This window comes from Cellulomonas sp. McL0606, from assembly GCF_058248365.1.
In genome coordinates this window covers 2,598,353-2,612,227 of the sequence record NZ_CM177779.1, presented here as the reverse complement: position 1 = coordinate 2,612,227, position 13,875 = coordinate 2,598,353, and the positions used below count along the sequence as shown (strand labels likewise).

Below are 13,875 nucleotides of genomic sequence, written 5' to 3'. Positions count from 1 at the left end.
GATCTACTCAGCAAGGACGAGGGACATGACCACATGACGACGCAGTCAGTGGCGACGGCGACGGGCGGCCTCGAGCCGCCCGTCGCCCGGGTCACCGCAGTCAGCAAGCGCTTCGGGGCGACCCAGGCCCTGCGCGGGGTGGACCTCCTGGTCCGCGCGGGAGAGGTCCACGCGCTGGTCGGGCGCAACGGGGCCGGGAAGTCGACCCTCGTGTCGATCCTCACGGGCCTGCAGGGGCCCGACGAGGGCACGGTCACCTTCGGCGCCGAGCCGGCGCCGCCGCTCGCGGACCGGCACGCATGGCAGGCCATGGTGGCCTGCGTCTACCAGAAGCTCACGGTGATCGACGACCTGACGGTCGCCGAGAACCTCTTCCTCGGTCGCCAGTCCGCCGCCGGGCACCCGGTGCGCTGGCGCGAGCTGCGCGAACGCTCGGCCGACCTGCTCGCCGAGTGGGAGATCGACGTGGACCCGAGGGCGTTCGCCCGGACACTCACGGTCGAGCAGCGACAGCTCGTCGAGATCGCGCGGGCGCTCTCGCTCGGCGCGCGGTTCGTCATCCTCGACGAACCGACGGCACGGCTGGACGCCGGCGGGGTCGAGCGCCTGTTCGCTCGCATCCGTCGCCTGCAGGAGCAGGGCGTGACGTTCCTGTTCATCAGCCACCACCTCCAGGAGATCTTCGAGCTGTGCGACACGGTGACCGTGTTCCGCGACGCCCGGCACATCCTGTCCGCGCCCATCGCCGAGGTCTCGAGGTCGCGGCTCGTGGAGGCGATGACGGGGGAGAAGGCGACCGAGGTGGTCGACACGCGGCCGCCGCCCGTGCCGCGGGACACCCCGCCCGTGCTCGAGGTCGACGGGCTGTCCGCGGCCGGCGTCCCCCGGGTGTCGTTCGACGTGCGCCCGGGCGAGATCCTGGGCCTGGCCGGCGGGGGCGGCTCCGGGAAGTTCGCCGTGGCCGAGTCGATCGTGGGGCTACGGCGTCCGACGGCGGGGACCGTGCGGGTGGCGGGCACGCAGCAGCGGCTCGGCAGCGTGCCGGCCTCCCTGGCGGCGGGTGTCGGGTTCGTCCCGCAGGACCGCCATGCGGAGGGATTCGTCGAGGGTCTGTCCATCGCGGAGAACCTCACGATGAGCGTCTCCTCGCGGCTGGGGCGGTTCGGGTTGGTCAACCCGAAGGCTCGCGACCGGATGGCAGGCGAGCTGATCCGGCGGCTCGACGTGGTCCGGCCCGGCCGAAGCAGCCGGCGGGCGACCTGTCCGGCGGGAACCAGCAGAAGGTCGTCGCCGGACGGGCACTGGCGAACGACCCGAGGCTGCTGGTGCTGATGGCGCCCACGGCGGGTGTCGACGTGCGCTCGAAGGAGTCGCTCATGGACGCCGCCACCGGCGCGGCGCGGGGCGGGGCCGGGGTCATGGTCGTCTCTGACGACCTGGACGACCTGCGGTACTGCCATCGCGTGCTCGTGATGTTCCGCGGCGAGATCGTCCGCGAGTTGGAGGGCACCTGGGACGACCAGGGGTCGCGGCAGCGATGGAAGGCGTCCTCGTGGGCGCCGCAGCGGGCGACGCGTCAGAGGGAGTGGATCCGCGTGATCAATGAGGTGACGAATCCGGTGGCAGGCTCGGCAGGCACGGTACAGCCCGTCCCCGACCCGCCGAAGGCCGAGGCGCCGGCGCTCCGGCTCACGAGCATCTCGCTCGCGCGCTTCCGCGACCTGGCGCTGATCCCCCCGATCATCCTCGTCGTCGTCGTGGGCGCGTTCGTGTCCCCAGCTTCCTCACTCGCGGCAACCTCACGGACGTCCTGGTGTCGATGTCGTGGATCGGGCTCCTCGTGCTGGCCGAGGCCTTGGTGCTCCTGGCCGGGAAGATGGACCTCTCGCTGGAGTCGACCGTCGGCCTCGCACCCGGGGTTGCCGCCTGGCTCACCCTGCCGACCGGGATCAACCACGGTCTCGACCTCGTGCCACCCGGCTGGGCGATCCCGATCGCGCTGGCCGTGGGTGTGATCATCGGCGCGATCAACGCCGGCCTGATCGTCAAGCTCGGGCTCAACGCCTTCATCGTGACGCTGGGCATGCTCATCACCCTGCGCGGGCTGCTCACCGGCATCTCCGGGGGCCAGACGTTCTTCGGGATGACCGGCTCGATGATGTACCTGGGCACGGCCACCTGGCTCGGCATCCCCGCGGCCGTCTGGGTCTGCGTCGTCGCGTACGTCATCGGCGGGCTCGGCCTGCGGTACCTGCGTTCCGGGCGCTCGCTGTACGCGATCGGCGGCAACGTCGACGCCGCTCGTGCGGCCGGCATCCGCACCGATCGGACGCTCTGGTGGGTGTTCATCCTCGCCAGCGCGATCGCCGCCCTGGCCGGGATCCTCCTGTCCGGGCACCTGGCCTCCGTCGCGTCGAGCCAGGGCAGCGGTGCGATCTTCACGGTGTTCGCGGCTGCGGTCATCGGGGGAGTGAGCCTCAACGGCGGGCGCGGCAGCCTCGTCGGCGCCTTCACCGGCATCCTGCTGCTGTACCTGGTCCAGAACGTGCTGACGTTCGCCGGCGTGAGCGGCGAGTGGTTCGACTTCCTCAACGGGTCGGTCATCCTCGCGGTGCTCATCATCACGCGCGTCGTCGCCGGGCGGTCACGCGACTGAGGCCGTGACGGTCCGAACGCCCGATGGGCACGGGGTCGGCGCCTCGTGGCCATGGGGCGTTGGCGGGTTCTCTCGACCGGGTGGGGACGACGCGTGCCGGCCGGTCCACGACCTCGCCGTCGCGTGATCGTGCGCGTCGGTCTCGACGAGGGCGGGCTCACCGGGCGGATCGCAGCAGGCGCGGCATCCCCCGACGGCGACTTCCGCAACCGGTGCTTCCGCGGCGACCAGGGCCCGCACGTCGAGCGGCGGAACGGCGCCACGAGCGACGGGCGTCGGCTGACCGAGGAGCGGCGGGCGGTGATACGCAGGCACCGGTGGGAGCGGAACGTCTACCGGGCTCGGGACGACGCCCCGCCTCGCCCGTGCTAGAACGGCACCGGCGAGGCGGGCGCGCCCGGAGCGAGGTCCGTGATCTGCACGTCGGCGAACGTCGTGGAACCGTCGTCGCCCACCGCGAGCAGGGCCCAGTGCACGCCGACGAACCATTGCGCGGTCTCCGCGGACAGGAGCCGGGCCGAGCAGTGGCCCACCACCGTCTCCGATCCGTCGGTGACGGCGACGAACGCGTAGCTGGTCTCGTGCCCGTCGATCCGCAGCCCGACCTCACCGGCTGCAGGGAGCGGCACGTGCGTCCGGGACGTGACGTCGTCGACCGTGCGCGTCAGGACCGCGACGCGCCCGCCGTCGACCTCCTCGACCGTCAACGAGGCGACGTGCGAGGCGTCGGTGAACGCCGCGATGCCCGCGACCGCGCCGGCGGGCACGTTCACGATCGTGGCCGAGAACCGCTGGTCGTCCTCGGTCTGCGCGCGCAGGAGCGCGCCGCACGCACCGACGGGTCGGGTCCGGGGGTCCGGTCCGCAGGGCAGCTCGATCCGCGCGTCCGCGTCGAGCGGGTCGAGGCGTGCCGGCGCGGCGCCGATCGTCTTCCAGCCCCGCGTCCAGAGGGTGTCTGCGACCCCGTGGTCGATCCCGCGGCCGCGCACGGGGGGATCGGCGTCGACGACGAGACTCGTCGTGCCGTCGCCGCGCTCGCCGGCCACCGGCCACCCGTCGACCCAGCGGACGGGCGTCAGGAAGGTCTCGCGCCCCAGGTTGTGGTGCCGAGCCATGCGCGGGTGCCGTGTGCCGAGCGCGAGTGCCCACCAGCCGCCGTCGGTCGCCTCCACCAGCTCGGCGTGCCCGAGGTTCTGCACCCGGTTCGCGACGAGGTGCCGATGGGTGAGCCACGGGGTGGTCGGCGCGGCCTCGAACGGACCCCAGGGTGACCGGCTGCGCGCGATGGTCTGCATGTGCCCGGCCCAGGAGCCGCCCTCGGCCGAGGCCAGGTAGTACCAGCCGTCGCGAGCGAACAGGTGCGGCCCCTCGATGTCGTTGCTGGCGAACCCGTGCGGCGGGGTGATGTCGCGCAGCTCGCCGAGCACGCCCGTGGCCAGGTCGATCGTCGCCTGCACGATCGGGCCGAGGTTCCCGTCCGGGCGGAACTGCAGGTTCCGCCGCGTGTAGTACCAGGTGCCGTCGTCGTCGCGGAACAAGGACGGGTCGAACCCGTCGGAGTCGATCCACAGGGCGTCCGACCACTCGCCGGTCACGTCGGTGGTCCGCAGGACGAAGTTGCCCTGGCCGCCGACCGCGTTGGTGCACGCCAGGTAGAACACCCCGTCGTGGTGACGCAGCGTCGGTGCGAAGAGGACCACCGGTCCGGGCTCGCCGTCCCTGCGGTACTGCGCAGGCCGCGAGACCGCGTGCCCGACGATCCGCCAGGTGACGAGGTCGGTGGAGTGGCGGATCGTGATGCCTGGCAACAGGTCGAACGTGGAGCTGGCGAGGTAGTAGTCCTCGCCGACGCGAACCGCCGACGGGTCGGGGGCGGTTCCCTTGATGACGGGGTTCTGGTAGGTCACGGGCGTCCTCCGGTCAGATGCGTTCGAGCACCGCGGCCAGCCCCTGCCCGCCGCCGATGCACATGGTCGCCACCGCCAGCTCGGCGTCCAGCGACGGCAGCTCGTGCGCGAGGGTCGCGAGCATCCGGACGCCGGTGGCGCCGATCGGGTGCCCGAGGGAGATGCCGCTGCCGCGGGGGTTCACGCGCGGATCTTCGGGGTCGATGCCCCAGTCGGCCAGGCACGCGAGCACCTGGACGGCGAACGCCTCGTTGAGCTCGACGACGTCGAGGTCCGCGAGCGTCGCGCCGGCCCGCGCGAGGGCGAGGTTCGTCGCGGGGACGGGGGCGATGCCGAACCGGCGGGGGTCGACGCCGGCGACGGCCCACGAGCGAAGGCGGAGCATCGGCTCCAGGCCCAGGGCTCGGGCGGTCTCGGGCGTGGTGACCACGCAGGCCGCCGCGGCGTCGTTCTGTCCGCTCGAGTTCCCGGCGGTGACGGTCGCCGCCGGGTCGGAGCCCACCAGGAGGGGCCGCAGCGCCGCGAGGGCGTCGAGCGAGGCGTCGGCGCGCGGGTGCTCGTCGCGGTCGACGACGACCTCCCCGCGACGACCGGGGACGGTGACGGGCACGAGCTCGGCATCGAACGCCCCCGAGGTCTGGGCGGCGACCGCGCGCTGGTGCGAGCAGCGCCAGAGCGTCCTGGGCCTGTCGGCTGATCCCGTACTCGGCGCGCAGGGCTTCGGCCGTGCCGACGTTGCCGTCGGGCGTGGGGTAGTCGACACCGCCGACCATCTCCCGCCCCCGGGCCAGCGCGTCGTGCAGGAGGAGACCGCCCGGCGGCAGGCCGCGCCGGCCTTGCTCGGTGTAGAGGGGGGCGTTGGACATGGACTCCGCGCCGAGCGCGACGATCACGTCCGCGACGCCGGTCTGCACCTCCATGGCCGCGTTCAGGACCGCCTGCAACCCCGATCCGCACCGCCGGTCCAGCTGGTACCCCGTCGTCGTCACGGGGAAGCCGGCGTCGAGCGCGGCGACCCGGCCGAACGCGGGGGACTCCATGGTCGGGTAGCCCTGCGCGCCGATCACGGAGTCGACCGCCGCCGGGTCCAGACCGGTCCGCTCGACGAGCGCGCGCAGGACGGTCGTGGCAAGGGCCCGGGCGTCCAGGGGAGCGAGCGCTCCGCCGAAGCGTCCGACCGGGGTCCGCAGGGGCGAGCAGAGGACGACCTCGCGCAGCGCGGTCATCCCGGCACCCCCGGCGCCACCGAGAACGGCGCGCCGGTGGCCTCGCGCACCTGGTCGACGGTGACGCCGGGCGCCAGCTCGACGAGCCGCAGGCCGTCGTCCGTGACGTCCAGCACGGCCAGGTCGGTGATGATCCGGTCGACGCACGCGCGTCCGGTCAGGGGCAGGGTGCACTGCTCGACGATCTTGGCGGAACCGTCCTTGGCGACGTGCTCCATGACGACCAGCACGTGCGCCGCGCCGTTCACCAGGTCCATCGCCCCGCCCATGCCCTTGACCATCTTGCCGGGCACGGCCCAGTTGGCGATGTCGCCGCCGGCCGAGACCTGCATGGCGCCGAGCACCGCGTGCGTGACCCGGCCGCCGCGGATCATGCCGAAGCTGGCGGCCGAGTCGAAGTACGCGGCCCCGGGCAGGACGGTGACGGTCTCCTTGCCGGCGTTGATGAGCTTGGCGTCCGCCTCGCCCTCCCACGGGTACGGTCCGACGCCCAGGATCCCGTTCTCGGAGTGCAGCACGACCTCGACGCCGGGCGGCAGGTGGTTGGGGATGAGGGTCGGCAGGCCGATGCCGAGGTTCACGTAGGAGCCGTCCTCGAGGCTCACGGGCGGCGCGGGCGGCCATCTGGTCACGGGTCAGCGGCATCAGGACTCCTCGATCTCGACTGGTCGGACGCGGACGGTGACCTTCTCGATCGGGAGGTCGGCGGACTGCTCGGGGGTGAGCAGGACGACACGGTCGACGTAGATGCCGGGCAGGTGGATGTCGTCGGGACCCAGCTCGCCCGGCTCGACCAGCTCGTCGACCTCCGCGATCGTGACGCGGCCGGCCATCCCCGCGAGGGGGTTGAAGTTGCGGGTCGACTTCTCGAAGCGCAGGTTGCCGTGCCGGTCGCCCACCGCCGCCCGTACCAGCCCGAAGTCCGTGCGGATCGCCTCCTCCAGCACGTACTCGCGGCTCCGGCCGAGGCTCGCGAACGGGCGCAGCTCCTTGGCCCCGCTGGCCAGGGCGATCGAGCCGTCGGCGGCGTAGCGCAGCGGCATGCCGCCGTCCGAGACCGCGGTGCCCGCGCCCGCGGCGGTGTAGAACGCCGGGATGCCGACACCGCCGGCGCGGAGCCGCTCGGCGAGCGTGCCCTGCGGGGTCAGCTCGACCTCGACCTCGCCGCCCAGGTACTGACGGGCGAACTCCTTGTTCTCGCCGATGTAGCTCGCGACGACGCGCCGGATCCGGCCGGCGGCGAGCAGCTCGCCCAGCCCCCAGCCGTCGACCCCGCAGTTGTTCGAGACGACCTCGAGCTGGTCGACCCCGCGGGCGAGCAGGGCGCGGATGAGCGCGATGGGCACCCCGGACAGGCCGAAGCCGCCGACGGCCAGCGACGAGCCCGACGGGATGTCGGCGACGGCCTCGTCAGCCGTCGCGACCGTCTTGTCCATGTCCGTCTCCTTCTACGTGTGCCTCGGCGACGACCTCGCGGGCGACCGCCATCGCGGTGTTGGCGGCCGGCAGGCCGGCATAGAGGGCGGTGTGCAGGACGACCTCGGCGACCTCGTCCGGCGTCAGCCCGTTGCGCAGGGCGGCGCGCACGTGCATCCGCAGCTCCGCCTCGTGGCCGCCCGTGACCAGGCTGGCGAGGGTCGCGATCGACCGCTCGCGCCGGGACAGGTCCGGTCGGGCCCAGACCTCGCCCCAGGCGTAGCGGGTGAGGAAGTCCTGGAACGCGGCGGTCTGCGGCGTCGTCGCGGCGACCGAGGCGTCCACGTGGGCGTCGCCCAGGACCTCGCGCCGCACGCGCATCCCGCGTGCGTGGGCGTCGCCCCCGAGGTGGTCGCGCAGGAGGGCCGCCACCGTCGCGGGCTCCTCGAGCACGGCGAGATGGCCCGCGGACGCGATCGTCGCGTGCGTCGCGACCGGGAACTCCTCGGCCAGCGCCTGCATCGAGGCGGGCGTGGTCACCTCGTCGTATGCGCCGCTGACCAGCAGGGTGCGCGCGGTGACGGTGCCGACGCCGCCCGTCCGGTCGAACGTCGCCAGCGCGTCGGTGCACCGGGCGTACGACTCGTCGTCGACGTCGAGCAGCTGGTCCAGGGCGTGGGCGCCGCCGCGGTCGCCGCGCGCCAGGAATCCCGGCGCGAACCAACGCGCCGCGCTCCCCGCCACCAGGGACGCGGTGCCGCCCTCGCGCACCTGCTCGGCACGCGCGGCCCATCCGTCGGCGGTGCCGATCCGGGCGCCGCTGCACGACATCGTCAGGCTGAGCACCCGCGCGGCGTGCCCGGCCGCCAGCTCGAGCGCGACCGCACCGCCCAGCGAGACGCCGCCGACGTGGAACGAGCCGCCACCCGCCTCGTCGACGACGTCGAGCACCGCATCGGCGAGGTCCGCGACCGTGAACGCCTCGTGCCGCGCCGGGCTCGTCCCGTGCCCGGGGAGGTCCACCCGCAGGATCCGCAGGGCGCTGGTCGCAGGATCGGCGCGCAGGCTGGCGACCACACCGTCCCAGAGGTCGGTGGTGGTGCCGAGAGACGGGAGCAGGACGAGCAGGTCCTGGTGGGCGCCCGGCGTCGTGCCGGGGGCGAACGAACCGTGGAGGCGCACAGGGCTCATCGGCGGTGCCCGTCGTCGAGGGTGGTCCGGAACCGGTCCACGGCAGCGTCGACGACGCCGCCGCAGGCAGCGAGCGTGACGTCGTCCACGACGCCCACGTCCGCAACCGCGAGGTTGCGGGCCGCCGCCTCTCGGTGCACGGACAGACCCGCGACGGTGCGTGCCGCCGCGTCGGCCGAGCCGGCCGCGAGGCGCAGGAGGTCGCGCAGCGGCGACCACTCCGCGTGCCACTCGCCCGCGGGTCGCTCGTCGACCGACGCCGCGGAACGCGCGATGGTCGACAGCAGCCCGGGCGCCTGCAGCGCCGCCGCGCTCATCACGACCGGTCCGACGGGATTGCGCTTGTGGGGCATCGCCGACGACGCGCCGCCGCCGGCCAGCGCGAGCTCGTCGACGCCCGTGCGGGAGCCGGCGACGACGTCACGACCGATCCGCCCCAGGACGGCGACGACCGTCGCGGCCGCGCCGGCGAGCGCGAGCACCGGGGTCCGCTCGGTGTGCCACGACCGACCCGGGTCGTCGAGACCGAGGTCCGCGGCGAGCGTTGCGCGCAGGGTCGTGATCGCGCCGGGACGTCCGGCGATGCGGTCGGCCTGCTCACCCGTGCCGACCGCCCCGCCGAGCTGCACGGGGAACCGCGCGCCGTCGGCCGCCGCGATCGCCGAGCTGATCCCGTCGAGCCACCCCGCGACCTGCACGCCGAGGGTGGTGGGTGCGGCGTCCCGCCCGAGCGTGTGCCCGACCCGCACCGAGGCCCGCTCGGCGTCGGCCAGCACGGCGAGCGCGGTGCCCGCGGCGACGAGGCGTACCCGCAGCTGCGCGAACGCCTCCCGGGCGACGTGCACGAGGGCGGTGTCGAGCACGTCCTGGCTCGTGGCCCCCGCGTGCAGACGCGTGACGGGCAGTCCCGCATGGTCCAGCACGCCGCGCAGCTCGCGCACGAGAGCGACAACGACCACGCCGTCCTGCGCGACGCCCTCCACGAGTGCGGTGCGGTCGAGGGTGGAGGGATCCACGGCGTCGAGCGCCTCGGCCGCCGCGTCCTGGTCGGACGTGCCGTCGACGTGCCCCCAGGCGCGCAGCAGCGCCGCCTCCACGTGCACCATCGTCTCGAGCACGTCGTCGTCCCCAGCGACGTCGCGCGAACCGGCGGTCACGGTCTGCAGCAGCCCCCAGTCGTTCACTGCGGTGTCCCGTAGTCGAGGAAGACGGTCTCGCCGGCGCCCTGCAGGCGGATGTCGAACCGGTAGGACCGCGGGCCGTCCAGCTCGGCGACGAGCGTGGCGCGTCGGTCGGCGTCGACACGCTGCAGCAGCGGGTCGGCACCGTTGGCGTCGACCTCGTCGGCGAAGTAGGCGCGGGTCAGCAGGTGGTTCAGCAGGCCGCGGGCGAACACGGCCACGACCACGTACGGCGCCGAGCCGGGTCGGCTGCTGCCCGGCTTGAGCGTGCTGAACGCGTATCGACCGTCCCGGGCGGTCGCGGAACGGCCGAACCCGGTGAACCCGTGCGGGTCGCGGTCCAGCGACCCGCGCTCGGTCGACGGGCGACCGTCGGCGTCGGCGCCCCAGACCTCGACCAGCGCGTCCGGGACGGGTTCCCCGGCACCGTCGAGCACGAGGCCGTGCAGCCGGATCGCGTCGGGTTGCCACGGCGCGCGGACGTCGGGCCCACCCGGATACGGCAGGGCGTACCCGAAGAACGGGCCCACCGTCTGCGCGGGCGTCTGCCCTGTGCCGTGCTCAGACATGGTCGGCGTCCTCCGGCTCGGTCCAGGTGGCCCGCGGGCCGGTCAGCACCACGTCCCAGCGGAACCCCAGCGCCCACTCCGGTTCGCTGACGTCGTGGTCGTAGGCCGCGACCAGACGCGCGCGGGCGGCGGGGTCGGTGATCGACTGGTAGATCGGGTCGAGCCCGAACAGCGGGTCGCCCGGGAAGTACATCTGGGTGATCAGCCGCTGCGTGAACGCGGTGCCGAAGAACGAGAAGTGGATGTGCGCGGGGCGCCACGCGTTGCGGTGGTTGCGCCACGGGTACGGCCCCGGCTTGATGGTCGTGAGGCGGTACGAACCGTCGTCGCCGGTGATCACGCGGCCGACGCCGGTGAAGTTCGGGTCCAGCGGCGCGGGGTGCTGGTCGCGCTTGTGCACGTACCGGCCCGAGGAGTTGGCCTGCCAGACCTCGACGAGCTGACCGGCGACGGGTCGACCCTCGCCGTCCAGGACGCGCCCGGTGACGATGATCCGCTCGCCGAGGGGCTCGCCTGCGTGCTGGACGGTCAGGTCCGACTCGTGCGCCGCGACGTCGGTGTGGCCGAACGCGGGGGAGACCAGCTCGATCTCTTCGGGGTCGGCCCGGACGGCTTCGTGGGTCGGGTGGCGCAGCACGGCGGACCGGTACGGCGCGAAGTCGAGTCGCGGGTGCACCGCCGGGTTGCCCCGCTCGCGGGCGTGCCGGTCGGCGATCTCCGCGGAGATCGTCTGCTGGCTGGCCTCCGTCATGCTGCTCCCTCGCTGAACGGCAGCCCGGCGTACTGCTCGGCGAGGCTCTGCTGTGCCGCGCGCGAGCGGGTGACGTACTCGAGCTGTCCGACCTGGCTGCGATACGCGAACCCGCGCGCGGACGCGTCCCCGTCGTCGTGCACGTGCAGCATCTGCGTCATCCACTGGGAGAACTGCTGCACCTTCCACTGCCGCGCGAGCGCCCGCTCGCTGTACGTCGCCAGGCCGGTGTCGTCGCCCGCGCGATGGTCGAGCAGAGCCCGTCCGAGCAGGGCGACGTCCGCGACCGCCGAGTTGAGCCCCTTCGCGCCGGTCGGCGGCACGACGTGGCCCGCGTCGCCGGCGAGGAACAGGCGCCCGTGCGAGAGGCAGGACGCGACGAAGCTGCGCATCGGGGTGATCGACTTCTCGGTGACCGCACCCTCGGCCAGCGTCCATCCGTCGACACCGAGCCGGGTCTGCAAGGCCTCCCAGATCCGCCCGTCGCTCCAGTCGCCGATCGACTCGTCGGGAGCGACCTGCAGGTACAGCCGGGAGACCTCGCGCGAGCGCATGGAGTGCATCGCGAACCCGTCGCGGTGCAGCGCGTAGATCAGGTCGTCCGTCGAGGGCTCGACGTCGGCGAGGATGCCCAGCCAGGCGTAGGGGTAGGCACGCTCCCAGGCGACCCTCGATGCGGCGGGCAGCGACTGGCGGCCGATGCCGTGGTAGCCGTCGGCGCCGACCACGACGTCGCACGACAGCTCGACCGGGCCACTCCCGTCGACGTAGTGCACGGTCGGGCTGGACGTCGTCAGCCCGTCGACCTGCATCCCGGTCGTCTCGAACCGCACGTTCGACCCGATCCGGTCGTGCTCGGCGAGCAGGTGCGCGACGAGCGCCTGCTGCCCGTAGACGGTGACGGTCCGCCCGACCAGCTCGTCGAAGTCGACGTGGTGCCGCCGGCCCTCGTACTGCAGGTAGATCCCGTGGTGGGTCAGCCCGCGCCGACGCAGGTCCCCGTCCAGACCGAGGGAGGCGAGCAGGTCGACCGTCCCCTGCTCGAGCACGCCCGCGCGGACGCGGCCGAGCAGGTGCTCTCGGGTGGTGCGCTCGATGATCCGGAACGGGATACCGGCCTGAGCAAGGATGTGGCCGAGCGTCAGCCCGGCCGGCCCGGCGCCGATGATGGCGACGGACGTCGACTCGCGAGCCGAACCGGTCACGGCCGGGCGACGAACGTCTGGCGGATCTCTCCGATGCCGTCGACCGTGCTGACGAGCGTCTCGCCCGGCTGCAGGAACCGGGGCGGCGTCCGGCGGTTCCCGACGCCGGCGGGCGTGCCCGTGAAGATCAGGTCGCCGGGCAGCAGCCGGCAGACGGCCGAGAGCCGCGCGACCAGGTCGTCGATCGGGAAGATCAGCTCGCTCGTGCGGCCCTGCTGGATGACCTCGTCGCCGATCCGCGACGCGAAGCCGACGTCGTCGCGGTCGCCCAGCTCGTCGGGCGTGACGACGAACGGACCCGTCGGGCCGAACCCCGGGTGCGACTTGGCCAGCGAGAACTGCGGGGGCGTGCCCGTGAGCTGCTGCACGCGCTCGGAGAGGTCCTGCCCGACGGTGAGGCCGGCGACGACGTCCCAGGCCTGCTCCCGGGGGATGCGGTAGCCGCCCCTGCCGATGACGACGACGACCTCGATCTCCCAGTCGACGTGCCCGGGCGGCAGCTCGACCGTGGTGACCGGACCCGTGATGCTGGGGAACTTGGTGAACACCAGCGGCTCGTCGGGGGCGACGAACCCGGCCTCGGCGGCGTGCGGGCGGTAGTTCAGCGCGATCGCGAACACCTGCCGGGGAGCAGGGACGGGCGCACCGAGCTGGTCGGGGGTCACGGCCACCGAGCCGGACCAGTCCGCGCCCGCGGCCCAGTCGACGAGGTCGGACCAGCGCTCGAGCACCGCGACCGGGTCGGCCGGGAGCGCGCCGGCCGACGCGTTGGCCACGTCGAGCGCGCGGTCGTCGCGCACGAGCACGAACCGACCGTCGAGCGTGCCGAACCTCATCGCGTCAGCTTCTCGACGGGCGAGGAGTAGAGGTCGATCGTGTACGGCTCGGTGTCGTGCGCCGCGCTCCACGGGACCACCTGGTTGCGCAGGACTCCCACGCCCTCGATCTCGGCCTCGATCCGGTCACCCGGCTGCAGGTAGAAGTCGAACGGGTTCGGCTGGATCGCGGCGACGCCGGAGATGGTTCCCGTGGTGATGATGTCGCCGGCGCTGTAGCCCTGGGCCGAGTGGTAGGCGACCAGGTGGGGGAGCGACAGGATCATGTCCGACATGTTGCCCCGTTGCCGGACGTCTCCGTTGACCCGCAGTCCTCCATGCGCAGGTTGGTCGGGTCCGGGACCTCGTCCTTGGTGACGATCCACGGGCCGATCGGGCAGAACGTGTCGATGCCCTTGGAGAACGAGAAGACCCCCGACTTCATCTCGCGCCGCTGGATGTCGCGCGCGGTGATGTCGTTGAACACGAGGTAGCCGGCGATGTAGTCCTCGGCCTCCTCGGGCCCGAAGAACTTGCCGCTCTTGCCGATGACGACGCCGAGCTTAGCCGTAGTCGAGGACCACGGGTGAGGCCCTCGGGGTACACGATGGCGTCGTCCGGGCCGATGATCGCGTCGACGTTCTGGAAGAACACGATGCCCTTGTGCACGGGGTGCGACCAGTTGACGGCCTTGAGCTCCTCGTGGTGGGCGGCGAAGTTGCCGGCCGTGTGGAAGAACTTCTTCGGGACGATCGGGGCCCGCAGACGCACCGCGTCCAGAGCGAACCGCTGGCCGGTCTCGTCGACGTCCCCACCGCGTTCGAAGTACTCCCGCATCGAGCCGACGCCCAGCTCCACGACCTCGTCCCCGTCGACGTAGCCGACCTGGCCCTCGTTGAACGTCACGAGCTTCATCGCTCGACCCTCTTTCACTCTACGAAAGTTAGTTTCACAATTC

14 protein-coding genes and 2 pseudogenes are annotated in these 13,875 nt (G+C 73.1%); 3 read left to right on the top strand and 13 right to left on the bottom strand.

Annotated features, from left to right (window positions below):
• The first annotated feature begins 33 nt into the window (after window positions 1–33).
• The 3 genes from AC38ZX_RS13405 (at window position 34) to AC38ZX_RS13395 (ending at window position 3,028) form a co-directional block, all read left to right on the top strand.
• Window positions 34–1,332, top strand: coding sequence for a sugar ABC transporter ATP-binding protein (locus AC38ZX_RS13405; RefSeq protein ID WP_491294799.1), 1,299 nt, complete (start codon window positions 34–36; stop codon window positions 1,330–1,332).
• A gap of 487 nt (window positions 1,333–1,819) precedes the next feature.
• Entirely contained in the window at window positions 1,820–2,656 is an 837-nt protein-coding gene (locus AC38ZX_RS13400; RefSeq protein WP_491297422.1) for an ABC transporter permease, read from the top strand.
• Window positions 2,657–2,779: 123 nt separating this feature from the next.
• Window positions 2,780–3,028, top strand: a complete 249-nt coding sequence (locus AC38ZX_RS13395; RefSeq protein WP_491294796.1) for a hypothetical protein — start codon at window positions 2,780–2,782, stop codon at window positions 3,026–3,028.
• Here AC38ZX_RS13395 and AC38ZX_RS13390 read toward each other — a convergent pair.
• From AC38ZX_RS13390 to AC38ZX_RS13330, 13 genes and pseudogenes are all read right to left on the bottom strand, one after another.
• Window positions 3,025–4,563, bottom strand: coding sequence for a glycoside hydrolase family 43 protein (locus AC38ZX_RS13390; RefSeq protein ID WP_491294794.1), 1,539 nt, complete (start codon window positions 4,561–4,563; stop codon window positions 3,025–3,027). The genes AC38ZX_RS13395 and AC38ZX_RS13390 overlap by 4 nt on opposite strands.
• Before the next feature lie 13 nt (window positions 4,564–4,576).
• Window positions 4,577–5,789 (bottom strand): annotated as a pseudogene (locus AC38ZX_RS13385) (acetyl-CoA C-acetyltransferase).
• A pseudogene (locus AC38ZX_RS13380) lies at window positions 5,786–6,434 on the bottom strand (CoA transferase subunit B). The pseudogenes AC38ZX_RS13385 and AC38ZX_RS13380 overlap by 4 nt, the downstream one beginning before the upstream one ends.
• A complete protein-coding gene (locus AC38ZX_RS13375) occupies window positions 6,434–7,225 on the bottom strand; it encodes a CoA transferase subunit A (RefSeq protein WP_426592412.1) in 792 nt (263 codons plus the stop codon). The pseudogene AC38ZX_RS13380 and the gene AC38ZX_RS13375 overlap by 1 nt, the downstream one beginning before the upstream one ends.
• Entirely contained in the window at window positions 7,200–8,396 is a 1,197-nt protein-coding gene (gene pcaDC, locus AC38ZX_RS13370; RefSeq protein ID WP_491294791.1) for a bifunctional 3-oxoadipate enol-lactonase/4-carboxymuconolactone decarboxylase PcaDC, read from the bottom strand. The genes AC38ZX_RS13375 and pcaDC overlap by 26 nt, the downstream gene beginning before the upstream one ends.
• On the bottom strand, window positions 8,393–9,580 hold the full coding sequence (locus tag AC38ZX_RS13365) for a lyase family protein (RefSeq protein ID WP_491294789.1): 1,188 nt from the start codon (window positions 9,578–9,580) through the stop codon (window positions 8,393–8,395). The genes pcaDC and AC38ZX_RS13365 overlap by 4 nt, the downstream gene beginning before the upstream one ends.
• Window positions 9,577–10,146, bottom strand: coding sequence for a protocatechuate 3,4-dioxygenase subunit alpha (pcaG, locus tag AC38ZX_RS13360; protein WP_491294787.1), 570 nt, complete (start codon window positions 10,144–10,146; stop codon window positions 9,577–9,579). The genes AC38ZX_RS13365 and pcaG overlap by 4 nt, the downstream gene beginning before the upstream one ends.
• The gene (gene pcaH / locus AC38ZX_RS13355; RefSeq protein ID WP_491294785.1) at window positions 10,139–10,897 is read right to left on the bottom strand and encodes a protocatechuate 3,4-dioxygenase subunit beta; all 759 of its coding nucleotides are present in this window, start codon (window positions 10,895–10,897) and stop codon (window positions 10,139–10,141) included. Before pcaH ends, pcaG begins: the two co-directional genes overlap by 8 nt.
• A complete protein-coding gene (locus AC38ZX_RS13350) occupies window positions 10,894–12,102 on the bottom strand; it encodes a 4-hydroxybenzoate 3-monooxygenase (RefSeq protein ID WP_491294783.1) in 1,209 nt (402 codons plus the stop codon). Before AC38ZX_RS13350 ends, pcaH begins: the two co-directional genes overlap by 4 nt.
• The gene (locus tag AC38ZX_RS13345) at window positions 12,099–12,938 is read right to left on the bottom strand and encodes a fumarylacetoacetate hydrolase family protein (RefSeq protein ID WP_491294781.1); all 840 of its coding nucleotides are present in this window, start codon (window positions 12,936–12,938) and stop codon (window positions 12,099–12,101) included. The genes AC38ZX_RS13350 and AC38ZX_RS13345 overlap by 4 nt, the downstream gene beginning before the upstream one ends.
• A complete protein-coding gene (locus AC38ZX_RS13340) occupies window positions 12,935–13,204 on the bottom strand; it encodes a fumarylacetoacetate hydrolase family protein (protein ID WP_491294778.1) in 270 nt (89 codons plus the stop codon). Before AC38ZX_RS13340 ends, AC38ZX_RS13345 begins: the two co-directional genes overlap by 4 nt.
• The gene (locus tag AC38ZX_RS13335) at window positions 13,201–13,467 is read right to left on the bottom strand and encodes a fumarylacetoacetate hydrolase family protein (protein WP_491297420.1); all 267 of its coding nucleotides are present in this window, start codon (window positions 13,465–13,467) and stop codon (window positions 13,201–13,203) included. The genes AC38ZX_RS13340 and AC38ZX_RS13335 overlap by 4 nt, the downstream gene beginning before the upstream one ends.
• On the bottom strand, window positions 13,359–13,832 hold the full coding sequence (locus tag AC38ZX_RS13330; protein WP_491294777.1) for a hypothetical protein: 474 nt from the start codon (window positions 13,830–13,832) through the stop codon (window positions 13,359–13,361). Before AC38ZX_RS13330 ends, AC38ZX_RS13335 begins: the two co-directional genes overlap by 109 nt.
• Window positions 13,833–13,875 lie beyond the last annotated feature (43 nt).